Raw genomic sequence first — 26161 nt, forward strand, 5'->3', positions numbered from 1 at the left:
GCGGAGCGCTTCCCTCTGGAAACGTGTGGTGGGCGGGCCCGTTCTGCCCCCCGGGGCAGGGAGGCGTTCACAAATCCGAGGCAGGTACTTGGAGCCCGGACGGATTCCGGGTCATCCTTCGCCCCGGTGCGTTACCCAATCTGGCTCCTGCTCGTTTGCGCCGGCTGTGCCGCGCGCGTGGCCCCTACCGCTGGCACTGCGCCGGCCCTCGCCGCCGTGCGTCCCGAGGTCTCGGACGCGCCGCGCTCCGAGGCGCCGCCGGCTCCTGCCCCGACACCGGCTCCCGCCGTGAGCGCCGAGAGCACCGCTGAAGCGGTGGTCGCGGCTCCCGCTCCCAGCGGGGACTGCGCGCTCTCCGCCGAGGACCAGGAGGGCGAGGACGACGAGACGGCCGAGGTCGCCGACGGCGAGGCGGGTGACGACGGTGAGTCCCCGGAGGCCGTGGCCAGCACGGGCGACCTGCCGACGGGGCCGCTGTACTCGGCGGACATCTCCGACGAGGACCTGGCGAAGAAGTGGAAGGACGAGATTTCCGCGCTCGGGTCCATGGCGGTGGGCTTCGTGCACAGCGGCCGGCTGGTGAACGCGAAGCGCTTCCCGCAGGGGCCGGAGTGGATTGTCGTCTCCCCCGAGGTGGCCTACGCCACCGAGGAGACCGTCAACTACCTGACCGAGGCCATCCGCGAGGTGCGCGCGAAGTTCCCGGAAGCGCCGCCGCTGCGGGTCAACGGCATCAGCAACAAGGAGGGCGGCTACCTGCGCCCCCACAAGAGCCACCAGAACGGCCGGGACGTGGACGTCGGCTTCTACTACCCGACGGTGGACCCCATCCGTGAGCGCGAGCGCGAGAAGTACATCAACGTGCCGCTCAACTGGGCGTTCCTGCGCGCGCTCGTCACGAAGACGGATGTGCAGATGGTCCTCGTGGACAAGCGCGTGCGGCAGGTCATCTACAACTACGCGCTGTCCATCGGCGAGGACAAGGCGTGGCTCGACTCGCTCTTCAACGACGGCCCCAACGGCGTCGTGCGCCACGCGCGCCGGCACCGCGACCACTTCCACGTGCGCTTCCACAACCCGCGCGCGCAGGAGCTGGGCCGCCGGGTGCAGCCGCTGCTGGCGCTCCAGCCCGAGTACAACGTCACCACGCACAAGATTCGCAACGGTGACACGCTGGGTGGCATCGCGCTGAAGTACGGGTCGACGGTGTCGATGATCAAGAAGTCCAACCGGATGCGCAGCAACTTCCTGCGCGCCGGGCAGCGGCTGTCCGTGCCGCTGCGCGGGCCCTGCACGCACTGCCCCGTGCCGCCGCCCTTCCTGCTGCCTCCGCGCCGGCTGCCGCCCGAGGCCCCGGCTCCCGCCCTGGTCGCCGCGAAGGCCCAGGTCGCGTCGGACTGCGCGAAGCCGGCTCCGGCCGCCGCCGCCGTGCCCGCCGTGGCTGCTTCTCCCGAGAGCAACGCAGTGGTGCCCGTCGCGGGTGTCGCCGCCGAGGGCAGCACCGTGCAGCCCGCCGTGGCGAAGACCGCCGAGGGTGCCGACTCGCCCGCGGTGAAGGCCGCTGCCGCCGCTGCCGCCACCGTGCCGGCCGTGGGTACGGGGGCCTCTGAAGGGGCGTCCGCCGGCATCTCGCACGGGCGCTGAGGCGCCCATGGCCTTCCCTCCCCACCGGGGGCGCCCGCTGGCCCACAAGGTCCGGCAGCGCACCCCGGGCCACCACTACAACGCGAGCTTCCTGTCCGCCTCGGACAAGGCGGAGGCCGTCGCGTGGCTCGGTACGCTCCACCCGCTGTGGGAGGAGCGCTACTCGAAGCACTTCCCGCCACCGCCGGGGCAGTCGCAGCGGCGGCTGCTGCGGCCGGTGTACTGGCTGGGCAACTGGCAGTTCGCGTGCCTCGACTACTACCGCCCGCCGAAGGGCGTGCTGAACCGCTGCGTGAAGGCCGAGCCCTTCCCGGCGGTGCTCCAGCGGCAGGTGACGAAGATTGAGGAGCTGGCGCGGCGGATGTTCCGCGGGCCGGACATGCCGAAGGGCTGGCACCTCAACACGTGCCTGGTGAACTTCTACGGCAGCCGCCTGGAGGACGGGCGCTGGGTGGACACCGCGCGCGTGGGCGAGCACAAGGACTTCGAGCCGGGCCCGGTGGCCTCGCTGTCCTTCGGCGAGCGCGCCCTCATCCAGTTCGTCACCTCCTCCCGCCCCGGTGAGCGCGACGAGGTGGTGCTGGAGCAGTGGCTGGATGACGGCTCGCTCCAGCTCTTCGGCGGTGCGCGGTGGAAGGAACAGACGTTCCACCGCGTGCAGCGGGTGGACACGCGCGCCGGCCACGAGATGCCGCCGGAGCTGCCGGACTTCCGCACCCGCCGCATCAACCTCACGTTCCGCTACGTGCCCGACGAGCACGTGATTCCCTTCGCGAAGCTGTCTCCCGAGGCCCGTGAAGACGTGCGGCCGTACATGGCGGAGCTCGCCCGGGGCAGTGCGTTCTTCCGGGCGGAGCTGGAGAAGGAGCGCGGGGCCTAGGAGCGGTGCTTCTTGTGCGTCCGCGCGTGCCGTCCGGGGCCCTGGTCCGGGGAGCGCGTCGGCTGGCTCGCTCCCTGCTGCGGCGGTCCCGGGTCCTTCTGCGCGGCGAGGAAGTTCTCCCAGTGCTCCTTGAACACGGGGTCCTCGCGCGGCACGGGGACGCGGGGAATCTCCGCGTGCATGATGCTCTCAATCTTCGTGACGACCTGTCCCTCCCGAGTCATCGCGAAGGTGGACGCCACGCCACTCGCCGCGGCGCGCGCGGTGCGGCCGATGCGGTGGACGTAGTCCTCGGGGGCGTGCGGCAGGTCGTAGTTGATGACATGCCCCACGTCCTCCACGTCCAGGCCGCGCGCGGCGATGTCCGTGGCCACGAGGACGCGGTACGTGCCGTCGCGGAAGCCGTCCATGGCCTGCCGGCGCTGGTTCTGCGTGCGGTCCGCATGCAGCAGGGCGGCGCGGTAGCCGGCCTTCTGGAGCGCCTTGTGGACCTTCTCCACGCGCTCCTTCGCCCGGGCGAACACGAGCGTCGTCTGGTCCTCGCTGGCGAGCAGCGTGAGCAGCAGCGGCGTCTTCTCCTCTGCCCTCACGAAGTAGAGCCGCTGCTCCGCGCGCTCGGCGGGGGTGCCGCTGCGAGTCACCTCCACGCGCACGGGGTTGTAGAGGCGCTGGCGGGCGAAGCGGCTCACGTCCGCGCCCAGCGTCGCGGAGAACAGGAGCGTCTGCCGGCGGTGGGGCAGGGCGGCGAAGATGCGCTCGAGCTGCGGCAGGAAGCCCATGTCCAGCATCCGGTCCGCTTCGTCGAGGACGAGCGCCTCCAGGTGCGGGAAGGCGGCGGCATCGTTCTCGAGCAGGTCCACCAGCCGCCCCGGCGTGGCCAGCACGAAGGTGGGCCGCTCCTTCAGCGCATTGACCTGGGCCCCCATGTCCTCGCCGCCGATGACCACCGCGTGAGTGAGGCCGCGAGGCTCCGCGAAGAAGCGCACCGGCTCCGCGATTTGCAGCACCAATTCGCGCGTGGGGGCGAGCACCAGGCCGAGCGTGCCCTTCCTTCCGGCCAGGCGCTCCACCAGGGGCACGACGTACGCGGCCGTCTTGCCGGTGCCGGTGGCGGCACAGCCGATGATGTCCCGCCCCTCCAGCGCCGGAGGGATGGCCTGCTCCTGGATGGGGGTGGGACGGGTGAAGCGCGCCCGGCGCAGGGCGCCGAGGGTCTCCCGCGAGAGGCCGAGTGTTTCGAAGGAGTCGCTCACGCCCCCGGGCTACCACGGCGCGGGCCCTCGTGGGAGAGCCCTGGCGTGTCTGTGTCCTACGACGCGCGCCGGAGGACCTGGGCCCAGGGCTCGATGGCCCGGACGATGCCCTTCACGCGCTCCTTCGGCGTGCCCGAAGCGAGCAGCCGAGCGGCGACGGCGTCGACGCTGGGGACGGCGCGCTCGGTGAGGGCCACCAGCGCGGCGGCCACGTCGCACGTGTCCGCAGGGTCGTCCATGCAGATGACCCTGTCGCCCATGTACCCGCGCCAGAACTTCTCGCACCGGCCGCGACGCTGCTGGTCGGGGATGAGGAAGAACGGGTGGAAGGTCTTGTCCAGCCGGCTGACGACCTCTTCCATGGGCACGTCGCGCTCCAGCTTCGTGCCGATGAGCCCCTCGATGTGCTCCTTGGCCACGTGGTTGAAGGCGGGCTCGTCGCCCGTCATGAAGAAGTAGCCCTTCTTGCCGCGCTTCTCGAAGCAGTCCATCGCGGTGTGCTCGGCGGCGAAGTACATGCCCAGCTCGTACGTCTCCGCCGGGTTGGAGCCGCCGCCGCGCTCCAGGAACATCCACGTGAGCCACTGGTCCATCTGCTGCTCGGAGGACTCGAACTGGCCCGCCTGGAGGGGCGCGCGGTCCATGTACGCGTCGCCCACCGCCATGAACATCACCTGCGGGTCGGGGATGCCCGCCTCCATCAGGTCCTTCATGAAGGACGGCAGCGTCTGGCGCGCGAGGATTTCGGGGATGTTGCCCATGGAGCCCGTCACGTCGAGCGCCATGACCACGGCGAGCGAGTTGGGGTGCGCCGCGCTGTCTCGGCTCTCGCGGAACTTCACGCCGCGAGGGTCCATCTTCGGGTGACAGGCGCGCTGCGTGAAGACCTCCTGCTGCGGGAGGTCCTTGCGGGCCTTCGTCATCGCCTCGTGCGCTTCGTAGCTGTAGCTGCCGTACCCCATGTCACGACCCCCTCGTGTGTGGGGCCCGAGGCTAGCGCGGAGCCGTTCGCGCCGTCAGCCCCCGCTCTCGCTTGTCACGAGCGGCGGGGCCGTGGGACGTCACCGACACCCGGACTCCCAGCGTGGACTCCACCCACGCCACGAAGCGGTCCGCACGCCCGTCGGGCGGCGCTCCCAGGTCGAGCTCCTCGCGGAGGGGGATGCACGTGGCCAGCGCATGGGTGAGGCGCTCCTGGTGGGCGAGGTCGCGGTGCGGACCCAGGCGCAGCGCCGTCACGCGGGTGGCCTCCGCCGTGTCCCGGACGAGCACGTCGTCAGCCATCGGTGGCGCACGGTACGCCGTACACACGGGCCAGCGGGCCCCGAGCCGGTCCAGGTGGGTGAGTGCCAGGGAATCCACGCCACCACAGGCTGCCAGAGCGTGGCGCGCGAGCACGGCATCGAAGGCGCCCACGCGGAAGCCTCCCTGCCAGCCTGCGGCGCCGTTGTGCGGCTCGGGCAGGGCGGGAGTGAGGGCGGGCTCCTCGGTGGGGAAGGGGCCTTCGCCGTGGCGGGTGGCATAGGTGCGCAGGACGCCGAGCCGGTGGATGTCACCGTCGAAGCCCTGCTCGCGAAGCAGCTCCAGCGCGAGGTCGAAGGTGCAGGTGCTCCAGGTGGTGTGCGGGTGGAAGCCACGCCACTCGTCCAGGAGCACGCCCTGCGCGCCCTCGAAGACGGTGGTGCCTTCGCGGAGCTGTGAGTCCAACCCGTCGTCGCCCACCACGCGCTCACGGGGACGCAGGGACTGCACGGCGTCCGCCCAGCGCTCGGCGACGTCCACGTCATCCATGAGCGCCAGCTCGGGCTCGGCCTGGGGATGATTCCTCGCGGCGCGCAATATGTCCGCCAGCTCCGAGCGCAGCCGTTCCTGTGCGACGCGGGCCTTGCGCGCGAGCGATACGGGGTTGCCCAGGTCTCCCGCGTGGAGCGCGTCCTCCGGGTGCGCGAGCGCATCCCGCACCGTCTCGCCCACGCCGACGCCGCAGGTGCCGTGGCGGCCCGGGCCTCGCGCCAGCTCGCGCAGTCTGCCCATGGCCTGGTGGAAGGGGGTGATGACTCGCGCGCCCTCGCTCACCGTGGTCCGGTCCAGTGCATCCGGCACGCCGCGCTCCGCGAGGTAGCGGGCCTCCACCCGCATGGCCAGGGGATGGAGGATGGTGGGCCGCGCCAGGTGCGTGCGCACGCCGGGGATGAGGGTGCCCGCGCCGAACTGCGAGAAGGTGTGGTGCCGCCCGTCATCGGTGACGACGTTGTGGCCTGCCTGGGCTCCGCCGTTGAAGCGCACCACGAGACACGCACCGTGGCGGCGCACCAGCCAGTCGGTGAGCGTGCCCTTGCCGGCATCTCCGAAGCCGAGGTCGACGACGATGTGGGCCGCGCGGGAGGGACTCATGGGCAGGCGTGACGAGGGGACGGCCCACAGCATCGCACGGTGCGTTCACTGCCGCCCGCGTCCAGGGCCGCGTCGAACCTGGACGCGGCCCTCCGTTCTCGACGCCTGCCTGCTCCTACGGCTCGCCAGTCTGGGACAGCCGCTCCTGGACGACGGTGGCGCTTCCCGAGGGCACCTCCGTCCGCTGTGGAAAGCCGTGAGCGTCGAGCTCCATCTTCAGGGACATGGGGCCCAGCTCCATCGTGGCGGCGCGGGCACCTGCTTCCGCGCGGGGACGGACCACCACCTTCGTCGGTGCGGATGCGTTGGCCGGGGGCACCCACAGCATGGCCTCGAGCGGCGTGCCCTGGCCCTTCAGCAACCCCTCGCGCAGTCTCGCGGCGAGGCCCACCTCTCCGATGAGCTCGCCCGTCAGGCGCGCCTGCGTGTCCTTGCCGTCCACCTGGCCCTCGACGTTGTAGCTCCCGTCCTCCTGCCGGCGCAGGCTGACGTTGGCGGAGGTCGTGGTGTTGACCCGCTTCGCGTACCTCTTGCTGACGAGCACGCCAGCGGTGTCCGCCTGCTCGACCGTGGTGCTGTCTACATAGACGAGCTTCGCGGGAGCGCCGGGACTCACCAGCGTGGTGCTGACCTCGAGGATGCTCCCGCCCGTCTTGGCGCCGAAGAGCGCGGTGTACTGGAACCCGAGGGGCACCTCGCCCACGCGCATCACCTGCACGTCGCTGTAGTAGGGCGCCACCGGCTGCTCCGTCGCCGTGGAGGTGAGGCCCGTGGCGATGGACCCGGTGACGTCGAGGAAGGTTTGCGTGTAGCCCAGTTCATCGTGGAAGCAGGCCTTGGGCAGGACGGGGTCGGCGTGAACCATCACCTTGATGACGCCTACCTTCGTGGCCTCCCCGGTACCCCGGGTGAATTCGCCTTCGAGGTACATGGCGGGGCTGCCCGCGTAGGCCTTGATTGCCGTGGTCCGTACCTTCTGCAGCGTGAGCCCGTCCATGAGCGACTCGAAGATGTTGCGCGCCGCGGCACCGGCGTCGATGGGCTCTTTGTAGAAGAGGCAGGTGATGGGCACGGAGGTGCCAATCGGCACCGTGAGCAGGGTGCTGCCATTGGGGTGCTTCATCAGCTCGGGCGCACCAGCAGCCGGTACGGTGCCCCGGAAGAGGACGCCCTCGGCCTCCACGGGCTTGCGAGGCAGCGGCTCGGTGAGCTCCCGGGCGAGCGCCTCACGGATGGTGCGGGGCTCGCTCTTCGCGGGAGCCGAGGGCGCCGGGGCGGATTCGGCCCGGGTCGCAGGGGTGTTCGCCGCACAGCCCGCGAGGAGAACGGCGGAAAACACGGTCAGTCTGGGTAGAGGCATGCGGCACCTGTCGCGGAGAGGTCGGACGTCCTGACGACGTATTCGTACCGGGCGCCCGGTTCTGGTCGTTGCCGGGCGGCGACCTCGCTCCGCGACGGGCGAATCAGCGCAGGCGCCGGTGCCCCGAGTTGTCGTCGTTCGTGGGCAGGTGCTCGTCCTCCAGCGGGGGCCGGGGAACACCGTCCCGCCCCAGCGTCGCCGCGAAGGGCGTGAGCGCGCGGATGACGGCGCCCAGCCGCTGCCGCGTGAGGTCCTGCTTCTTCAAGTGCCGGGCGAGCGCATCGAGGTCGGAGAACGCGCCCTCGCACAGTCCCACCAGCCCCGCTGCCACCTCCACGGTGTCGGTAGGGTCCTCCATGCAGATGACGCGGTCGCCGAGCAGCTCCCGCCAGTCGCGCTCGCAGTTGCGCCGCCGTGCGAGGTCCGGGATGAGGAAGAACGGCTCGTAGGTGAGCTGCAGCTCGTCCACCACCTGCTTCACCGGCAGGTCCTGTTCCAGCGTGTCGCCGATGAGCTGCGCCACCTGCTTGCGCGAGACATAGCCGTAGGGCCGCTCGTCGCCCGTCATGAAGAAGTAGCCCCGGTGCTTGCGCTTGCGCCAGCAGTCCAGCTCAGTGTGGCGGGCGGCGAAGTACATGCCCAGCTCGTAGGACTCCGTGCCCGCCGCGCCGCCGCCGCCCTCCAGGTAGCTCCACGTGAGCCACTGGTCCATCTGCCGCTCGGAGGACTCGAACTGGCCCACCTGGAGCGGCGCGCGGTCGCCGTTCGCATCACCCACCGCCATGAAGAGCACCTGCGGGTCAGGGATGCCCGCGCTCAGCAGCGCCTTCATGAAGGCCGGCAGCCGGTGGCGCGCGAGCAGGTCTGGGATTTCCCCCATGGAGCCGGTGACGTCGAGCGAGAAGATGATGCCGAGCGACTGCGGATGGGCCTCGCTGTCGCGGCTCTCTCGCCACTTCACGCCTTGCGGCTCCATCAGCGGATGGCAGCGCTCCTGCCGGAAGACTTCCTGGCGCGGCAGCTCCGACCGCGCGCGGGTCATCGTCTCGTGGGCCTCGTAGCTGTAGCTCCCGTATCCCATCAGCGCCACCCCGGCATCGAGAAGGGGATGAACTTCGGCTCCCCGAAGGACTCGCGCGCTGCGAAGTCCACGCGCTCCTTGAGCTGCCACGCGTCGAAGGCCACCTCGCGGTGGTCCACGTCACACTGCTGCTTCAACAGGTCCGCCAGCGGAGGCGGCACTCCTCCCGGCACCGAGCCCGTGGCTGCGTCTCCTCCCATCACCCAGGCGATGCACCGCGCGGCCATCACCAGGTCGGTGGTGGGCGTGGGCCCATCTCCCTTCCAGACGGCCTCCGGATAGAAGTCCCGGTGACGCGCGCTGGTGCAGGGCAGGGACTGGTGCGAGGCGAAGCGCACCGCGCTGGACCAGCCAATCAGCATGAGACCGTGGTCCCTCGGGTGGATGAGCAGATGCGGCGGCAGCACGGCGCCGTGCACGTAGCCGCTGCGGTGCGCGAAGCCGAGCACCTCCAGCAGGCGCTTCCACATCCACACCGCCGTGCGCGGGTCCACGCCGCTGGAGTGAACCTCTCGCACGTCGGTGAGCGAGTGCTGGAAGCCGCTGTTCCACCGGTACACCGCCGCCGCGCGCGGGATGCCCTCCGGGTCCTTCACGGGGCCCCGGGCCACCGGCTGCGGGAGGAGCCGGGTGAAGTGCTCGGCGCCCTGGGCCTTGCTGCCGTGGAGCTCTTCGAGAATCTCGTACTCGCGCGCGACGAGGTCCGCGTCCGAGAGGGCCCTGACCACCTTGAGCACTACCAGCTCGGTGATGCGCGCGTCGCGCCGCGCGAGGAACACGTCACTGCTGTCCCCTCGTCCCAATCTCCCGAGCAGCACATAGCGCGTGCCCGCGACGGTGACGCGGGGGCGGTCCGGCGCGAAGGGCGGGTCGTCGGCGGGGCGCGCGGGCATGGGCCACACCGCCGAGCCCGACGCGGACACCATGGCGCCGCAGTACTCGCAGGCGAGGATGCCGTTGGGCGAAGAAGGAGGTGGAAGCTTCGCGCCGCAGCCAGGACACTTCAGGAGCTGTAATTCCATCCCGCCCTCGTGTTCTCCGGGGCCAACATAGCGCACCCACCCCGGAATCCCCCATGCTCTCCTCTGTTCCAGTCGTCCTCGACACCAATGTTGTACTGGACCTCTTCGCCTTCGACGACGCGCACGCCCGTCCCCTGGCCGAGGCCCTCGATGCGGGGACACTCACCGCGTGGGCGGACGCGGAGACGCTGGCGGAGCTGGGCTACGTGCTCGCGTCGCGCAACTTCCGTCCGGGGTGGGACGCGGCGGCGCGGCAGCAGACGCAGGAGCGCTTCCGGGCCCTGGCGCGCGTGGTGCCGGCGGGGGAGGGGACACCCGCGCCGGAGCTGCCCCGCTGCCGTGACAGGGACGACCAGAAGTTCCTCCTCCTGGCCGCCCGAGCCGGAGCCGCGTGGCTGGTGAGCAAGGACAAGCGTGTGCTGTCCATGGCCGGCCGCAGCGGACTGCCCTTCACCATCCTCACCGTCCGGCAGGCGGTGGAGCGCCTTCAGGCGTTGGTAGCGGGGCGGTAGCGCACCACGCGCACGGTGAGGTCGTTGACGATGAACGAGGTGATGGACGACACGCGCGCCTTGCCGCCTGCCTCGGTCCACTCGAGCACATGGATGCGCAGGGGCTCGCCGACCTCCAGGTTCTGTTCCGCGTGCGCGCGGACGAGCACCACGCTGGCCTTGTCCCCCGCGTAGCTGACGAGCGTCTGGCGGAAGGTGAGCCAGGACTCGCGGCTACCGGACTCCTCGGTCAGCCCGCGCAGGAAGGCGGTGGGGCGCGCGAGGGGGCCGACGATGAACTCTCCGCCGGTGAGCTGGTGCTTGAGCTGCTCCTCCTTGCTGCTCAGCGGGCCGTCGAAGCAACCCATGCACTCTTCCTCGCAGCTGCAGTCGTAGCTTTCCGCGGACTGTCCCTCCGTCTTGCGGCGCTCCACGCACTGTGCCGTGCAGACCTTCTGTGTCTGGGCCTCCTGCTTGCGGGTCTTCTCGATTCGCGCGCGCATCTGCGCCTGGGTGGCATCGGCCTCGAAGAAGGAGGCGTCTCCCTGATGCAACAACCCTGCGATGCGTACGAGGCCGTCGTCATCCATGACGGAGAGCGCGGCCCGCGCGGCGGCCCGCTGGGGCCGGAGCTGGGCGGGCTTCACGCGCGTCCACTTCGCCCGGGCCTCCGAGTCCTGGCCCTCGCGCTCCAGGTCCGCGCGGTCGAACAGGGCGGCCACCTCGCGCGCCCGCGCGAGCGCCTCGCGGTAGCTGTCCTTCTCCGGGACGGTGGCGAGGACGCCGACCGCTCCGGACATGCCCTCGGGAATGGCGCCCTGCTCCCAGGTGCGCTTCAGCGACAGCAGCTTCTCCACCTTGTAGCGCGGCGCCCACTCCAGCTTCGCCTGGGTGTCGTTGCGCTCGGCGGCCTGCTTCCGCTCGTAGGCGAAGGCGCGCACCTGCTCGTAGGCGGCGGCTTCCGCCTCCGGCTTGTAGGGGTCCTCGCCGTCCACGTAGACGCGCAAGTCACTGAGGCAGGTGTCGTCGTACGCGCTGCCGGGGTACGTGGACACGAGCGTGAGCCGCACGCCCTGCACCTGCGCCGGCACGGGCAGGCGGACCTCCTGCCAGCCCTGCACGTCCTTGAGCTCCGTCTCCAGCGCGGTGCCCGTCACCTGAGCGCCCGTCTCGGCCTGGACGAGTGGCTCCAGCTTCACCTTGCGCGGGCGCGCGTTGGCTCGGAAGAGCTTGTCGGACTTCTGGAAGCCGTTGCGCAGGAAGACGCGGAAGGACTTCGCCTTCGTCAGCGCGGGGCCCCACCACTCCAGGGCCTCGCCCTCGCCGCGCCCCTTGGCGCCCTCCACCCACGCGGTGGTCGGGTCGTCGTCCGCGACGTAGAGGGGCAGGTAGTTCTGCGCGTGCTTGTTCCAGCCGTTCTCCAGGAAGGAGGACGCCGTCACGCGGCGCGGGTGCAGCCGGTGCGCTCCGCCCGCGTCGGGTTCGAGCAGCACCGGCGGCGCGGCGGCGAGGATGAGCGAGAGGAGAATCATGGTTCGTGCTCCTTGTCCTTGGACGGCGGGCGGGCTTGCACTGGCGCGGCCCACAGCACCAGCCGCGACAGCCCCGCGGGGTACAGCCCCGAGTCTTCCTGCTCCCGGGACACGAGGTGATAGACGATGCGGGCGTAGCGGGCGCCCTCGGGTACGGGCACCCGGCGCGTCTCTCCGGGCCGCAGGCGCGAGTCCTCCACCGCGCCCAGGTGCGGCAGCGACTCGCCCGGCCACGCGCGGACTTCGAGCCGACGGCCGAAGGTGGCCACCGTGCGTGGGGACTCGAAGAGGGGCTCGTTCGCCACCTCCACGCTCACCCAGCGCATGACGTCGCCCGTGGGGAAGCCGTGGCCCACTTCGCGCGTGGAGATGCGGAGCGCGCCTCGCGTCTGTTCCACCACGAGCGCGGCCTTGAGGGACTCCGTGCGCCGCGTGCCGCCCAGGCCGTGGTCTCCGCGCGGCATGTGGCAGTCCGTGCAGTGACGTGTGTCATGGAATTGGTCGCGCCAGCGGGTCCACTCGCCCACCGTGTCCTGTTGCCACTGGGTGGCGGAGAGGCGCACGCGCTGGCCGCTACCGTTCAGCACCGGGAAGCCGAACTGGTGGCAGCCGGCGCAGGGCATGCCCGGCGTGGCGCGGGCGTCACCGAGCGCGGCGTGACAGCCGGCGCAGGTGACTCCGTGCTCCTCGGTGGAGCTGTCGGGCGGGAGGGCGCCGCGCTCCAGGTTGCGCGCGAGCGGGGCGTGGCACTGCACGCACCAGGCGGGACGGTCCTCGGTGATGGCGACCTGGAAGACGTCGTCGATGCGCGCGTTGGCGTGGCCGCTGTTCCGCCACGACTCCACCTGGGCCGGGTGGCACTCCGCGCAGCGCTTCACGTCCCAGTCGGGCAGGCCGTGTGGCGCGGGCCCTGGCTCCATCCTCGCCGTGCCCTGCGGGAAGCGCGGCGTGGGCGCGGCGGCGAGCAGGCAGAGGGTGAGGAGGAGGGCGTGCACTGTTGGCGACACAGTGTAGGCGCGCGGGCGGCGAAAGAGCGACTCCACCCCCGGAAGGCTGTTGGAGGCGGTGCGGTGGCTGTCTCGCTCCTCAGGGAACCAGCGCGACGAGTTGGTTGTTCGCCGAGGGCGTGAACTTGAGGGACTGGAAATAGAACGCCTGGTAGCAACCGCCCGAGGCGCCGCAGTTGCCGGACGCGTCGGCGCCGTTCAGGAACGGCGAGCCGTCGGGCGTCCAGCCCTGCCAGAAGCTGATGAAGGCGTAGCACAGCGACTCGTCGTAGGGGCCGACCGTCGACATGTCCTGGCTCCGGATGACGACGTAGTTGTTGCCCGTGCCCGTGAGGTCGACCGACCAGGTGACCATGTCCGGCTCCCAGTCGATGCGGTAGCGGTACACCGACGCGCCCCAGCCGGAGGTCGTGTCGGGCAGCGGGTTCGGCGGGGTGCCGGTCCACAGCGGCGTCGCGGTGTTCACGTACTGCTTTCCCTGCCACCAGACGTTGGTCGACACGCTCTGCGTGCCACACGGCGTGGACCCGGGGGTGCAGTGGCCGGAGAACTCGAAGTCGATCTCCTGCTGCTGGTCCTGATTGAATTCGCTCAAGTAGAAGGTCGTGGTCACGCCGCTCCCGGCGCCCACCTTGATGGACAGCTCGTACTGGCCAAAGCCGAGCGCGACGCCGAGCCGCATCTTCGCCGAGTACCAGTTGCCCGCCCCGCCCCAGTTCGCCATGTTCATCGTCGCCAGCTCGATGTTCGGCCCACCCCCGCCCGGCGGCGGCGAGTAGCTGTAGGTCGAGGACGCGTACGGCCCGTTCGTCAGGTTGGTCCAATCCGGCGAGCCGAGGCTGTAATAGACGCTCTGCCCGGCGACGGTAAGTCCGCGAGCGGGATCGGTCTTCAGGTCGCGACGTGCTTTGCCCATGGCCCACTCCACGATGGTGACAGATGGTGAATGAATTCCAGCTAGCGAGTGAATGCTCGCCGGTGGGCGGCGCCGCCGCATCATAGAGACGGACCGGGGCTCTCGGCGTGAAGCGCCTCGGGTGCGTCACTGGACCGGATGGCGTAGAAAGGGCCCCATGAAGGCCTACGAGATTCGAGACGGCTTCGGCTTGGACAAGCTGGTGGCGTGCGAGCGGCCGGACCCGACGCCGGGGCCGTTCCAGGTTCGCGTGCGGGTGAAGGCCACGAGCCTCAACCAGCGCGACTTGATGATGGTGGAGGGCCGCTACAACCCGCGTCAGAAGCTGCCGCTGATTCCGAACTCGGATGGCGCGGGCGTGGTGGACGCGGTGGGCCCGGGTGTCACGCGCGTGAAGCCCGGTGACAGGGTGATGGGCATCTTCTCGCAGGCGTGGCTCGCCGGGGAGCCGACCCGCGCCGCGCAGACGAGCACGCTCGGCGGGCCGCTGGATGGCGCGCTCGCGGACACGATGCTGCTCCACGAGGACGGCGTGGTGCTCACGCCCGCGCACCTGTCCGACGAGGAGGCCGCGACGCTGCCTTGCGCGGCCGTCACGGCGTGGAGCGCGCTCGTGACCTACGGCGGGCTGAAGGCGGGGGACTCGGTGCTGGTGCAGGGCACCGGTGGCGTCTCCATCTTCGCGCTGCAGATTGCGCGGATGCTGGGGGCGCGCGTCATCCTGACTTCGAGCCGGGACGAGAAGCTGGAGAAGGCCCGCGCGCTGGGGGCGCACGAGGTCATCAACTACGCGACGACGGCGGACTGGGACAAGGCGGCGCGGGCGCTGACGGGCGGCGTGGGCGTGGACCACGTCGTGGAAGTGGGCGGGGCGGGGACGTTCGAGAAGTCACTGCGCGCGGTGCGCGTCGGCGGCACGGTGTCCGTCATCGGCGTGCTCAGCGGCGGCGCGGGCACGGTGCCGCTCACGCCCATCCTGATGCAGAACCTGCGCGTGCAGGGCATCCTCGTGGGTCACCGTCAGGGCTTCGAGGCGATGAACCGCGCGTTGACGCTGCACGGGGTGCGGCCCGTGGTGGACCGCGTGTTCCCCTTCGCCGAGGCGCGCTCCGCCTTCGAGTACCTCAAGAGCGGGGCGCACTTCGGGAAGGTGGTCGTCCGGGTGGGGTGAGGCGGCTCCGGGCTGGGGCTGAACAGCGAGGCGGGCGGGCATCCAGGTCGCGGAGGACACGACGCGGGAAGGTGTTACCTTCGCTGCATGCCTCGCTGGTTCAACACTGCGGGCCCGTGCAATCCGACGGACCACTACATGCTGCCGGCGCTGCGACGCCTGCCCCAGGCCGAGCAGCTCTTCGACCAGAAGAGCTATTTCGTCCTCCACGCGCCCCGGCAGGTGGGCAAGACGACGGCGCTCCGGTCCCTGGCCGGGCAGCTCACCGCCTCCGGGCGCTACGCCGCGCTTCACTTCTCCTGCGAGGAGGGGGAGGTGGCGGGGGACGACTTCGCCGAGGCACAGAGGACGTTGCTGTCACGCATCCGCCGGAGTGCCGAGCTCTACCTGCCCTCGGAGTTGCGCCCGCCCCCATTCCCAGACGCACCTGACCTCCAACTTTTGGGCACGGCGCTGGGGGCCTGGGCACGTGAGTGTCCCCGGCCGTTGGTGCTCTTCTTCGATGAGATCGACGCGCTTCGGGGCCAGAGCCTCCTGAGCGTGCTGCGTCAACTGCGCGGGGGCTTCCACGACAGGCCCGAAGGCTTCCCTTCCTCCGTGGTCCTATGCGGCCTGCGTGATGTTCGCGACTACAAGATTGCATCAGGCGGCCAGGGCCACCTGGGCACCTCCAGCCCCTTCAACATCAAGGTGGAGTCGCTCACCCTACGCAACTTCATCCATGACGAGGTCGCGGAGCTCTATCAACAGCACACCGACGACACCGGGCAGCGCTTCCTGCCCGAAGCCGTGGACCGAGCCTTCTACTGGACCCAGGGGCAGCCCTGGCTGGTCAATGCCCTGGCCCGTCAGATGGTGCAGCAGCTCGTACCGGACCGGACCCAGGCCCTGACGGCGGCTCATGTCGACGCCGCGAAGGAAATCCTCCTCAAGCGGCAGGACACGCACCTGGACAGTCTCGCCGAGCGCCTGCGTGAAACCCGGGTGCGGCGCATCCTCGAGCCCATGCTCGCGGGCCTCGCGCTGGGCGACATTCCCCAGGACGACCTGCGCTTCGTCCAGGACCTGGGCCTGGTGCGCGTGGGCACTACGGGCGGCGTGGAGATGGCCAATCCGCTCTACCGGGAGGTCATCCTCCGGGTCCTCGGAAACACGGCCTTCGCGTCCCTGCCTCCGATGCAGTCCGCGCCTCCGTGGTTGCGTGCGGACGGGCGGCTCGACATGGAGCGCCTCATGGAGGCGTTCCTGGCCTTCTGGCGCCAGCATGGCCAGCCCCTGCTGGGGACCGCGCCCTACCATGAGATTGCACCGCACCTGGTGCTGATGGCCTTCCTGCACCGGGTCGCCAATGGAGGAGGCACGCTGGAGCGTGAGTACGCCATCGGCACGGGACGCATGGACCTGTGCCTGCGCTACGGCTCCGATACGCTCGCGATGGAGCTCAAGGTGTGGCGCGACGAGGAGAAGGACCCGCTGGACGAAGGGCTGGCCCAGCTCGACAGGTATCTGGCGGGATTGGGGCTCGACACCGGCTGGCTGGTCATCTTCGACCGGCGCAGCGGGCAGCCCCCCATCGCCGAGCGCACCGTTGCGACCCGCGCGCAGACGCCCGCGGGCCGCACTGTCTCCGTCGTACGCGCCTGAGCCTCTCCTGAGAGAGGCCCGCTTCGCTCAGGAACCCGTCTCGTGAGGGCCCGGGTCTGAAGACGAGGCCGGACGGCCGACGAAGGAGACCTGGGGCGCCGAGGCCCGCGCGGGCCGGGAGCCCCCACGGTTCGGTCCCTGCCGCGGCTGCCTGGGAGCCGGGCCGTTGCCCGGACCCGCGGAGCGCGCCTCGCGGAGGTTGTTCGTCACCGGACCTGTGGCGGCGCCGTTGCTCGCGGGCCGCGACTCCACCACGGGCTGCGAGCGGCCAGGACCTCCGCGCCGCTCGCCCCTCGGAGTGGCGCCGTTGCCACGCGGCTCGTTGCGCGGCTCACCCGCCGAGGCGATGTCATTGGCCCCGGCCTGCGCGTCGTTCCGGGGCGGGCGGCCATTGCGTCCGGGCCGCTGCTCGTTCCGGGGCGGACGCCCGTTGTTGCCGGGCCGCTGCTCGTTCCGGGCGGGGCGGCCCTCCGTCATGCGCGGGTCGCTCGAAGGCACGGACTCGACCGGGGCGGCTGCGCCACGTGGCCCGTTCCTCGCGGGCATATCCGTGCGTTGCTCGCTGATGCGTGTGCCCGGATGGCCGTTGGCACGTTGCTCCTCGGGCTGCGCGCCAGGGCTTCCCCCCGCACGCGGCTCGTTGAAGCGGGCGCCCCGGTTGTTTCCGGCACGGTCGTTGGTCCGTGGGCCTGGGTTGCCACGTCCGCGCGGCTCGTTGGCGCGAGCACCCGGGTTGCTGCTGGCACGCTCTTCGACTTGCGCACCCGGGGGCCCGCCGCGCGGGTCGTTGAAGCGAGCACCCGGATTGCCACCGGTACGTTCATCGACTCGCATGCCTGGAGGCCCGCCGCGCTGCTCATTGACGCGCGCACCCGGAGTGCCGTTCGCACGCTGCTCGGGCCGCGCACCCGGGGTTCCACCGGCGCGCTGCTCAGGCCGCGCACCCGGAGTGCCGTTCGCACGCGGCTCATGGGTTCGTGCGCCCGGAGTGCCTCCACCGCGCGGCTCGTTCGCCGCGGGACGGCCGTTGCCGCCGCCCCGAGGTCCACCGGCGGCGGGCGGTGCCCCGTTCGCCGCGCGCTGCCCGTTCTGCGGACGCGCGCCGTTTCCACCCATGGGCGGACGCGCACCATTGCCACCCGCGCGCGGCGGCGACCGGCCACCCCCAGCGCGATTCCGTCCCCCACGCGGAGGAGGCGCCGCCGCGGGCTTGCCGCGCTCGCCGCCACCCTGCTTCAGCACCAGGGCCTCCAGCTCGCGCAGCTCGGCCTCGGCAGCCTCCTCGGGCGTCATCGTGGACTGGGCCGCGACCGGCACCAGCTCCGCCGGAGCCGAGTGCTCCTGCACGAATCCCTGGCGCCCGTCACGCGGACCCTTGACGCCTCCCCGGCCCGGTGCGCCGTTGCGGCGGGGCGTGAAGTCCCGGGTCAGCTCCCGGCGCACATAGGCATTCCAGATTTCGCTCGTGTCGCTCTCGGCGTCGTACAGCCACGGGGCGATTCCCGCGAGGAAGTTGCGGACGTTGTCCAGGTCACGCCGGAAGTAGAACTCCGCTTGGTTGTTGCGCGCGGCCGCCACCGTCTGCGGGAAGTCGATGATGGTGGCGCCCTGCCAGCTCATCAGGATGTTGAACGGGGACAGGTCCCCGTGGATGAGGTCGGCGCACAGCATGTTCACGACCTGGGAGCGCAGCTCCACGTACAGCGCCTGGGCCTCCTCGGGCGTGGCGGGAGGGGCCTCCACCAGCCGAGGGGCGGGTTGGCCCTGGGCGTCGAGCACCACCTCCATCAGCAGGATGCCCTCGTAGAACAGCACCGGCTGGGGCACGCGTACGCCCTGGGCGTACAGCTTGTAGAGCGAGTCCGACTCGGCGCTCTTCCACGCCTCCTCGGCGGCGGCCTGACCGAAGCGGCTGCCCTTTTCCATGGCGCGGCGCGTGCGGGAGTTGCGCACCTCGCGCCCCTCGCGGTAGCCCACGTTGTTGCGGAAGTTGCGCTCGTGGCGCTCCTTGTACAGCTTGGCCGCGACCACCTCGCCAGCGTGCTGGACCAGCCACACCTCCGCCTCCTTGCCGGTCTTCAGCTGGCCGATGACGGCCTCGATGATGCCGTCGGCGAGGAGAGTCTCTAGTGAGTCATTCATTCAGACGCGGAAGTCCAATGGGGTCCGGGCGGGTGTCTCGCTTGGGTGCGCGGGCGGCCCTGTTCGCTGCGCATGGCGGCATGTGAACATCTCGCAGGTCCCTCTTGCTACCGCCATCCAACGCCAAGCTGCCATGAGGACCAGCGCACGGCCTGCTACCAGTTTGCACGCCAGGGTTCCAGGATAGCCAGGGCTTGCTGCCCAGGGTGGGTCTTTCAGGACTTCACCCGGCAGGCAAGCGCCTGACCGGCGGCTCGCTCCTGGGGCCCGGGGGCGCCTACTTCTTGATGACCTCCCGGGCGGAGCGGCCATCCACCCCGGTGCCGCTGAGCAGCACGTAGTCGACCCCGGTGGGCCAGGCCGTCTTCACGAAGATGCGCTCAATCTGCGCCACCCTGCCTTCCATGAGGGTGTACGCCCGGGCGGCGCACTGGCCGTTCGCCCGGAAGACGTCCAGGTCGATGGCGCGGTCCGGCCAGGCCCGCAGCCGCACGTGGACCCGCCAGCCGGTGGAGGTGGCCTCCACCTGCTGCACGTCCCCCAGCCCGTAGGCGGGCGCTTCACGGCCGAGCAGCGGCTCGGTGTTCTTCTCGCCCTTCTCCAGCATCCGCCAGTACGCATGCACCGGCTGCGGCCCCTGGGGGCGGCAGTCCGAGTCGACACGGACGCCGTAGTGGACCTGGTTCCGGTTCGTGCTCCGGGCAATGAAGAAGGCCGAGTCCGCGGTCCGGGCCGGCAGCGTCTTCCCCGCCGGAGTGCCCTGGGCCGGCGGCCCCGCGAGCACCGGCGCCTGGCCCAGCAGCACCGCCAGGCAGATGCCAGACAACGTCCAGTCCCTCTGTTGCACGCGTCCCCTCATCCTTCCGATTCCGCAGATTTGGAGTGGCACGCGGCCGGGCGCCAGGGGCCGCGTGCGATTCAGGCGCAGAGTGCATGAAACGTGGCAGCAATGGGACTCCTCCCCGTGCGGTTGTCGTCGTTCGGCGCATGGATGCCCCAGGGTGTTCCGGACGTTGGGACCGGGGCCGCGCGACACAAGGCTGCTTTCCCGCACCGCAACGGCGTTACGATGCGCGCCGCCCAGGGAGGGGCTCATCATGGCAACGAAGTCACGCAAGACGAGTGCTGCGAAGAAGTCATCCCGGCGTGCCCCCACAGCGAAGAAGGCGGCCAGGAAGAAGGCCCCCGCGAAGAAGGCCGCAACCCGAGGAGGCGCGGCGAAGAAGGCGGCCGTGAAGAAGGCCCCCGCGAAGAAGGCCGCAACCAGACGAGGCGCGGCGAAGAAGGCGGCCGTGAAGAAGGCCCCCGCGAAGAAGGCCGGCGCGAGGAAGGCCGCGGCGAAGCCGGCCGCTGCCCGGAAGCCGGCGGGTGCCCGGAAGTCCGCCGCGAAGCCGGCCGCTCCCCGGACGCCCCCCACTCCGGCGGCGCGCCCGCGGAAGCCCGCGGCGAGGCCCCCCGCGCCGAGCACGCCGACGGTGGAGGCGATGCCCCCGAGCGAGGAGCGCACCGCGCCCCCTGCCCCGAGCGAGCGGCCGGCCACGGGCTCTCCGTTCGTGGAGCAGGTGGAGACCTCGTCCGCTGGCATCCAGCCGCTGGCCCCCGAGCACGCGGCGGTGGACGAGCTGACCAGCTCCGGCAACGAGCTGCTCGACATCTTCCAGCGCTATGACCGCAACCGCACCGGCTCCATCGACCGCGCCGGGTTCGCGCGGCTGCTGGAGGCGCTCGGGCAGCCCGTCAATGACGAGGAGCTGGACATCGCCTTCGACACCGCCGACACCGAGCGCAGCGGGAAGATTTCCTGGAAGGCCTTCAAGGCCTGGTGGACCAGCCGCTAGAAGCGCATGAACAGCCCGGGGCCGGCGGCCACCGCGTCGTTGCCCCGGCCCGCCGGCACCACCACCGGCACGGGCACGGGCTGGAACGAGCCGTCCGCGCGGCGCTCGCGCTGCGTGGGCCCGTCCGGTGCCAGCGCGGACAGCAGCACGGTGATGGCGAACGTCCCCGCCACCGTGCCCAGCACCGTCTTCGCCACCGTGACGTTGCTGACGTCCAGCCGCGAGCCGACCAGCAGCGCCGTCAGCCCCATCCCCATGGGGAACAGGGTGACGTCGCGGATGGAGGAGGGCTCGATTTCCAGCGGAATGGCCAGCAGCCCGCCCATGAGCATCCCCGCCGCGGGGGCAATCAGCAGCGGCGTGTAGCGGAAGCTGTCCCCGGACTGGCGCGAGCCGATGTACTCGACGAGCCCGGTGGTGATGAGGGCATAGAAGGACGTCATGCCCACCAGCCCCGTGTCGCCGTCGCTCACGTCCTTGCCGCCCGCGGTGAGCAGCAGCACGCTGGCGACGCCGACCTGGGACGTGCCGAGGGCGAGCAGCGCCCGCTGCCGGCTGTCCAGGTCCCACCCGTTGGCGGCGCTCACTCCGGCGGTGAAGCCCAGCGTCGCGGCGCCCGCGGCGAGCAGCGACTCGTTGCGCTTCACCGGGATGAAGTACTGGTAGAGGGTGCTCGCCGTGCCGAGGGTGAGCGCGCCCACCATCGCCCCCATGTACGCGTTGTCGCTGCGCCCCCCCGGGGTGTCGTAGCTGTCGCCCAGCATGGCGCCGAGGACCATGCCGCCCAGCGCCTCCGACAGGACCAGCGTGGGGCCACCCGACTCCGCGGAGAGGCGGCTGTAGCGCACGGAGCGCTTCGGCGGCGGCTCCAGGGCCCGCAGCGGCGCCGACGCCGGGGGGCGGCTCGGCGCTTGCGCGGGCTCCGCGACGGGGGCCGGCGGGCGCGGCTCACGCGCGGCCTCTTCGGCCGGGTGCGCGGTGGGGGTGGGCACCTCCTGCTGGTCCGTTCCGGTCGCGGCGGGGGGCGTGAAGGTCGGGGGCGTGGCCCACTCGGGCTCGTCCGGAGACGTGGGCGAGGCCGTGAGGGGGGGCGGGGGGAGCGAATCCTGGGGAGAGTCGGCGGCTGCCGGCTGCTGGGCGCTCGCGAGGGTGGCGGCGAGGCCCAGCAGAAGGGCGATGGGGCGCATGGGGAGGCTCCTGTCCGCCCATCTTCGTTGACTCCCGCGCGCCAGGGAAAGCGCTCCGGGTGTGGGGCAGGGCCAACCCCCTGACGCGGGGTGACGTCTCTTCCTTGCCCGCTACTCCTCCGGGCTTTCCGGTTTACTTGCCGGGAGGCGTCGTCCGCTGCTGCGCCGCTCGCCTGTCTGGCATGATGCGGGCTCCGAAGAAACCCGTCCGCCGCGTGGTGGCGGTCAGATGGGCCGACCTACACTGGGAGGTAGGGGGAAGGGTGTCCGACCTGGCGTCCAGCGCACATTCCGCCGTGTTCGAGCACTCGCGTGACGCGGTGCTCGTGCTCGACTCCGGGCAGCGCATCCTGGAGCTCAACCGTGCCGCGGAGCGGTTCTTCGGGCCGCGCGCCGGGCTCGTGGGCAGCCCGGTGACGCAGGTCCTCCCCGGGTGGCGGCCGCCCGAGTCCCGTGCCTCCGCCGAAGCTCCGCAAGAGACGGAGCTGGCCGGCCAGCGTCCGGGCGGCGGGGGCACCGTGTACTACCTGCGCGTGCTGACGCTGCCCTTGCCCGGCACGGACGGCGCGGGCGGGGGCTGGGTGCTGCAGCTCCAGGACATGACGGGGCCCCTGGAGGTGGAGGCGTCCATCCGCCAGCAGAAGGAGTTCTTCGAGGCGGTGGTGCGCAACAGCCCCGTGGCCATCGTCACCATCACGCGCCAGTTCCGCGTGCTGTCGTGGAACCCGGAGGCGGAGCGGCTCTTCGGGTACACGCCGCAGGAGGCGCTGGGGCGGCACATCTTCGAGCTCGTCGCCACCGAGCAGACCGTGCTCCCGGAGGCGGAGCGGGCCAGCCGCGAGGTGGTGGCCCGGGGCCGCGTCCACTCCGTCACCCGGCGCGTGCGCAAGAATGGCAGCGTGGTGGACGTGGAGTTGCTCGCGCTGCCGGTGTCCGTGGGCGGGCGGCAGCTGGGCTTCATCGCCATCTACCACGACATCACCGACCTCCAGAAGGCGCGCCAGGCGTCCGAGGCCGCCAACCAGGCCAAGAGCCTCTTCCTGGCGACGATGAGTCACGAAATCCGCACGCCGATGAACGCCATCATCGGCATGACGGGACTGTTGCTCGACACCTTGCTGTCGGAGGAGCAGCGGGACTTCGTCTCCACCATCCGCCAGAGCAGCGAGGCCTTGCTCACGCTGCTCAACGACGTGCTGGACTTCTCCAAGATTGAGGCCGGGCGCTTCGAGACGGAGCTGCACCCCTTTGACCTGCGCCAGTGCGTGGAGTCGGTGCTGGACCTGCTGGCCGTGCGCGCCAGCGAGAAGGGGCTGGACCTGGGCTGCGACATCCCCTCGCACGTGCCGCACATGCTGGTGGGCGATGCGTCGCGCCTGCGCCAGGTGCTGCTCAACCTGGTGGGCAACGCGCTCAAGTTCACGGAGCGGGGCGGCGCGGTGGTGGCGGTGGACGCGGTGCGGGCCTCCGGGGCGGCGGACGCTCCGTGGGAGCTGACCTTCACCGTGCAGGACACCGGGCCGGGCATCCCCGAGCAGATGCGGGCGGGGCTCTTCCAGCCCTTCAACCAGCTCGACGCGTCCGTGGCCCGGCGCTTCGGGGGCACGGGGCTGGGGCTGGCCATCTCCAAGCGGCTGGTGGAGGCCATGGGCGGCCGCATCTGGGTGGAGAACGAGGGCGAGCGCGGCAGCGGCACCACCTTCTGCTTCTCCCTGAGCGCGAAGGCCTCGGCGCAGCAGCCCGCGGTGCACCTGCTGCCGGAGCAGCCCCTGCTGCAGGGGCGGCGCGTGCTCATCGTCGACGACAACGCCATCAACCGGCGGCTTTTGGGACGGCAGCTCCAGTCCTGGGGCCTGGACTTCGTGGAGACGGCCTCGGGCGCGGAGGCGCTGGCGAGCTTGCAGGCCGGCGCGCGCTTCGACGTGGCTCTCATCGACCACCAGATGCCGGGGCTGGACGGGCCCGCGCTGGCGGCGCGCATCCGCCAGTGGGGCGACATGCGGACGCTGCCGCTGTTGCTGCTCACCTCGCCAGGCCGCCGGGGTGTCACGCCCGAGGGTTTGTTCTCCGGGGTGCTGTCCCGCCCGGTGAAGGCGTCGCAGCTCCACGACGCGCTGATGGCGTGCTTCTCCCACGACGTGGCGAAGCAGGCGCACGCGGCCCGCGTGGAGCGCATCCCGCCGCGCCGGGGGCCCTTCCCCGGAGAGCGCCCGGGAGACCGGCTGCCGCTGGACATCCTCCTGGTGGAGGACAACCCCACCAACCAGAAGCTGGCGCTGCTCGTGCTGGAGAAGCTGGGCTACCGCGCGCAGGTGGCCTTCAACGGCGTGGAGGCGCTGAAGGCCGTCTCTCAGCAGCGCTTCGACGTCGTCTTCATGGACCTGCAGATGCCGGAGATGGACGGGCTGGAGGCCACCCGCCGCATCCGCGCGGAGGTGCCGCCCCACGCGCAGCCGTGGATCATCGCCATGACGGCGAACGCCATGGACTCCGACCGGGACCAGTGCTTCGCGGCGGGCATGGACGACTTCCTGGGCAAGCCCATCCGCGTGGAGGCGCTGGCCGCGTCGCTGCTGCGCTGCCAGCCGCGCCGCTCCGAGGCCGTCACCACCCGCCGGCCGGCCCCGCCCCCGACGGAGCCACAGCCCCCGCCCGTGGGCGAGCTGCCAGAGATGGTGCGCATCCCGGGCCTGGAGCCCTCCGCGCTCGCGCGGCTGTGGCGGGAGCTGGGCGCGCAGTCCGGGCAGATTCTCCCCGAGCTCATCGAGACCGCCCTGCACAGCATGCCGGCCCTGCTGGACGACGCGTACACCGCGCTGGGGCGGGGACGGATGGACGACCTGGGCCGCGCGGCCCATACGCTCAAGTCCAACGCGGCCTGGTTCGGAGCGACGGCCCTGGAGGGGCACTGCCGCGACATCGAGCTGCGCGCCGACTCGGGCAGCATGGAGGGCATGGCGGAGCGGCTGGAGCGCTGCAAGGCGGAGCTGGAGGGGACACGGCGGCTGCTGGCGCAACTGCGCGAGCGCATCATGGCGTACTCCGTGCTCGGGGCCTGACGTCGCAGTGTCCGCTGTCGCGGGTTTCATGCACCCCGGCCTCACACTTCGGGTGCGGCGTGCGCCCTCCAGGCGCTATCTCTGGGGGACACGCTCGGCGCATCTGGAGGAGAGAGGACCATGGCCCGTTACGACTTCGACCTGTTCACCATCGGCGGAGGCTCTGGAGGCGTGGCGGCCAGCCGCCGGGCGGGCTCCTACGGGGCGCGCGTGGGGCTGTGCGAGGACCGCGACTTGGGCGGCACCTGCGTGCACCGGGGCTGCGTGCCCAAGAAGCTGCTGGTGTACGGCTCGCACTTCCACGAGGACTTCCAGGACGCGGCCGGGTACGGCTGGACGGTGCAGGAGCCCACGTTCGACTGGGCGCGGCTGCGCGAGGCCAAGGACAAGGAGCTGGCGCGGCTGGGCGGCGTGTACGCGCGGCTGTTGCGCGACTCGGGCGTGACGGTGGTGGAGGGGCGCGGGCGGGTGGTGGACCCGCACACGGTGGAGGTGGCCGGGAAGCGGTACACGGCCGAGCGCATCCTCGTGGCCACGGGCTCGCGGCCGTACCTGCCTCCGGAGGTGACGGGCATCGAGCACGCGCTCACGTCGGATGACGCGCTGTCCTTCCCCTCGCTGCCGAAGCGGCTGGCCATTGTCGGAGGCGGGTACATCGGCGTGGAGCTGGCGGGGGTGTTCCAGGGGCTGGGCTCGAAGGTGACGGTCATCATCCGTGGCCCCACGGTGCTCGGCGGGTTCGACGGGGACGTGCGCGTGGTCCTCACGGAGGAGATGCGCAAGAAGGGCATCGACCTGCTGGTGGACACCTTCATCCGGGACATCGAGAAGCGCGCCGACGGCGGGGTGAGCCTGCTGACGAAGGCGGGCGAGACGGTGGAGGCGGACGCCGTGCTCTACGCCACCGGTCGGGTGCCCAACACGGGCGGGGTGGGGCTGGAGGAGGTGGGCGTGAAGCTGGACCCGCGCGGCGCCGTCATGGTGGACGAGTGGTCTCGCACGTCGGTGGAGAACATCTTCGCGGTGGGGGACGTGACGGACCGCCTCAACCTCACCCCGGTGGCGATTGCGGAGGGACGCGCGCTGGCGGAGACGCTCTTCCACGACAACCCGATGAAGATGGACCACGCCAACGTGCCGTCCGCCGTCTTCAGCCAGCCGCCGGTGGCGTGCGTGGGGTTGTCGGAGCTGGAGGCGCGCGAGCGCCACGGGCAGGTGGACGTCTACGTCGCCAGCTTCAAGCCGATGAAGCACACGCTCAGCGGGCGCAACGAGCGGACGATGATGAAGCTGGTGGTGGAGCGCACCTCCAACAAGGTGCTGGGCTGCCACATGGTGGGGGCGGACGCGCCTGAAATCATCCAGGGGCTGGCGGTGGCGGTGAAGTGCGGCGCCACCAAGGCGCAGTTCGACGCCACCGTGGGCATCCACCCCACCGCGGCCGAGGAGTTCGTCACCATGCGGGACAAGCGGCCGGACCCCGAGGTGACGCTGGCCGCGGAGCGCGGACACGATGCCGGGGTGACGGGAACGCACTGAG

20 protein-coding genes are annotated in these 26161 nt (G+C 71.3%); 8 read left to right on the top strand and 12 right to left on the bottom strand.

All coding sequences use genetic code 11. The features are described from left to right. Positions 1-288 precede the first annotated feature (288 nt). Positions 289-1644: a LysM peptidoglycan-binding domain-containing protein gene (locus G4D86_RS45750; protein ID WP_240360851.1), complete on the top strand. Its 1356-nt coding sequence runs from the start codon at positions 289-291 to the stop codon at positions 1642-1644. Positions 1645-1651: 7 nt separating this feature from the next. Then, complete coding sequence (locus G4D86_RS45755) at positions 1652-2524, top strand: alpha-ketoglutarate-dependent dioxygenase AlkB (RefSeq protein WP_164001604.1); 873 nt, start codon at positions 1652-1654, stop codon at positions 2522-2524. On the opposite strand, the gene G4D86_RS45760 is transcribed toward G4D86_RS45755, so the two are convergent. The 6 genes from G4D86_RS45760 to G4D86_RS45785 all read right to left on the bottom strand — a co-directional run bounded on the left by G4D86_RS45760 (position 2521) and on the right by G4D86_RS45785 (position 9634). Next, positions 2521-3777: a DEAD/DEAH box helicase gene (locus tag G4D86_RS45760; protein WP_164001606.1), complete on the bottom strand. Its 1257-nt coding sequence runs from the start codon at positions 3775-3777 to the stop codon at positions 2521-2523. The two genes, G4D86_RS45755 and G4D86_RS45760, sit on opposite strands and share 4 nt — an antisense overlap. Positions 3778-3833: 56 nt before the next feature. Further along, the gene (locus G4D86_RS45765) at positions 3834-4739 is read right to left on the bottom strand and encodes a VWA domain-containing protein (protein ID WP_164001608.1); all 906 of its coding nucleotides are present in this window, start codon (positions 4737-4739) and stop codon (positions 3834-3836) included. Between the two features lie 31 nt (positions 4740-4770). Next, on the bottom strand, positions 4771-6171 hold the full coding sequence (locus G4D86_RS45770; RefSeq protein WP_164001609.1) for an adenylosuccinate synthetase: 1401 nt from the start codon (positions 6169-6171) through the stop codon (positions 4771-4773). Between the two features lie 115 nt (positions 6172-6286). Beyond that, positions 6287-7510 (bottom strand): hypothetical protein, encoded by a 1224-nt coding sequence (locus tag G4D86_RS45775; protein WP_240360852.1) that lies wholly within the window; start codon positions 7508-7510, stop codon positions 6287-6289. Positions 7511-7634: 124 nt separating this feature from the next. Then, the gene (locus tag G4D86_RS53500; RefSeq protein ID WP_240360853.1) at positions 7635-8612 is read right to left on the bottom strand and encodes a VWA domain-containing protein; all 978 of its coding nucleotides are present in this window, start codon (positions 8610-8612) and stop codon (positions 7635-7637) included. After that, a complete protein-coding gene (locus tag G4D86_RS45785; RefSeq protein ID WP_164001613.1) occupies positions 8612-9634 on the bottom strand; it encodes a serine/threonine-protein kinase in 1023 nt (340 codons plus the stop codon). The genes G4D86_RS53500 and G4D86_RS45785 overlap by 1 nt, the downstream gene beginning before the upstream one ends. 53 nt (positions 9635-9687) lie before the next feature. Here G4D86_RS45785 and G4D86_RS45790 point away from each other — a divergent pair, with 53 nt between their 5' ends. After that, the gene (locus G4D86_RS45790) at positions 9688-10146 is read left to right on the top strand and encodes a putative toxin-antitoxin system toxin component, PIN family (RefSeq protein ID WP_164001615.1); all 459 of its coding nucleotides are present in this window, start codon (positions 9688-9690) and stop codon (positions 10144-10146) included. On the opposite strand, the gene G4D86_RS45795 is transcribed toward G4D86_RS45790, so the two are convergent. The 3 genes from G4D86_RS45795 to G4D86_RS45805 all read right to left on the bottom strand — a co-directional run bounded on the left by G4D86_RS45795 (position 10122) and on the right by G4D86_RS45805 (position 13580). Next, the gene (locus tag G4D86_RS45795) at positions 10122-11657 is read right to left on the bottom strand and encodes an NADase-type glycan-binding domain-containing protein (protein WP_164001617.1); all 1536 of its coding nucleotides are present in this window, start codon (positions 11655-11657) and stop codon (positions 10122-10124) included. The genes G4D86_RS45790 and G4D86_RS45795 overlap by 25 nt on opposite strands. Continuing rightward, positions 11654-12652 carry a multiheme c-type cytochrome gene (locus tag G4D86_RS45800; protein ID WP_240360854.1) on the bottom strand — a complete coding sequence of 333 codons (999 nt, stop codon included), beginning with the start codon at positions 12650-12652 and terminating at the stop codon, positions 11654-11656. Before G4D86_RS45800 ends, G4D86_RS45795 begins: the two co-directional genes overlap by 4 nt. Positions 12653-12743: 91 nt before the next feature. Next, positions 12744-13580 carry a family 16 glycosylhydrolase gene (locus tag G4D86_RS45805; protein WP_164001619.1) on the bottom strand — a complete coding sequence of 279 codons (837 nt, stop codon included), beginning with the start codon at positions 13578-13580 and terminating at the stop codon, positions 12744-12746. Between the two features lie 157 nt (positions 13581-13737). Between G4D86_RS45805 and G4D86_RS45810 the strand changes: the two genes are divergently transcribed. Then, positions 13738-14751, top strand: a complete 1014-nt coding sequence (locus G4D86_RS45810) for a zinc-dependent alcohol dehydrogenase family protein (RefSeq protein WP_164001621.1) — start codon at positions 13738-13740, stop codon at positions 14749-14751. Between the two features lie 87 nt (positions 14752-14838). Continuing rightward, positions 14839-16395, top strand: coding sequence for a P-loop NTPase family protein (locus G4D86_RS45815; RefSeq protein ID WP_164001623.1), 1557 nt, complete (start codon positions 14839-14841; stop codon positions 16393-16395). Between the two features lie 27 nt (positions 16396-16422). On the opposite strand, the gene G4D86_RS45820 is transcribed toward G4D86_RS45815, so the two are convergent. Both G4D86_RS45820 and G4D86_RS45825 read right to left on the bottom strand, forming a co-directional pair. Then, positions 16423-18537 (bottom strand): RIO1 family regulatory kinase/ATPase domain-containing protein, encoded by a 2115-nt coding sequence (locus tag G4D86_RS45820; protein ID WP_164001625.1) that lies wholly within the window; start codon positions 18535-18537, stop codon positions 16423-16425. Between the two features lie 277 nt (positions 18538-18814). Next, complete coding sequence (locus tag G4D86_RS45825) at positions 18815-19384, bottom strand: DUF4833 domain-containing protein (protein WP_164001627.1); 570 nt, start codon at positions 19382-19384, stop codon at positions 18815-18817. 250 nt (positions 19385-19634) lie between these two features. Here G4D86_RS45825 and G4D86_RS45830 point away from each other — a divergent pair, with 250 nt between their 5' ends. After that, positions 19635-20375, top strand: a complete 741-nt coding sequence (locus G4D86_RS45830) for an EF-hand domain-containing protein (protein ID WP_164001629.1) — start codon at positions 19635-19637, stop codon at positions 20373-20375. Here the strand turns inward: G4D86_RS45830 and G4D86_RS45835 are convergent. Continuing rightward, positions 20372-21562, bottom strand: coding sequence for a hypothetical protein (locus G4D86_RS45835; RefSeq protein ID WP_164001630.1), 1191 nt, complete (start codon positions 21560-21562; stop codon positions 20372-20374). The two genes, G4D86_RS45830 and G4D86_RS45835, sit on opposite strands and share 4 nt — an antisense overlap. A 263-nt stretch (positions 21563-21825) precedes the next feature. Here G4D86_RS45835 and G4D86_RS45840 point away from each other — a divergent pair, with 263 nt between their 5' ends. Both G4D86_RS45840 and gor read left to right on the top strand, forming a co-directional pair. Beyond that, positions 21826-24621: a response regulator gene (locus tag G4D86_RS45840; protein WP_240360855.1), complete on the top strand. Its 2796-nt coding sequence runs from the start codon at positions 21826-21828 to the stop codon at positions 24619-24621. Between the two features lie 120 nt (positions 24622-24741). Further along, positions 24742-26160 (top strand): glutathione-disulfide reductase, encoded by a 1419-nt coding sequence (gene gor / locus G4D86_RS45845; protein ID WP_164001632.1) that lies wholly within the window; start codon positions 24742-24744, stop codon positions 26158-26160. Position 26161: the final 1 nt, after the last annotated feature.

This window comes from Pyxidicoccus caerfyrddinensis, from assembly GCF_010894405.1.
Classification (GTDB): Bacteria; Myxococcota; Myxococcia; order Myxococcales; family Myxococcaceae; genus Myxococcus; species Myxococcus caerfyrddinensis.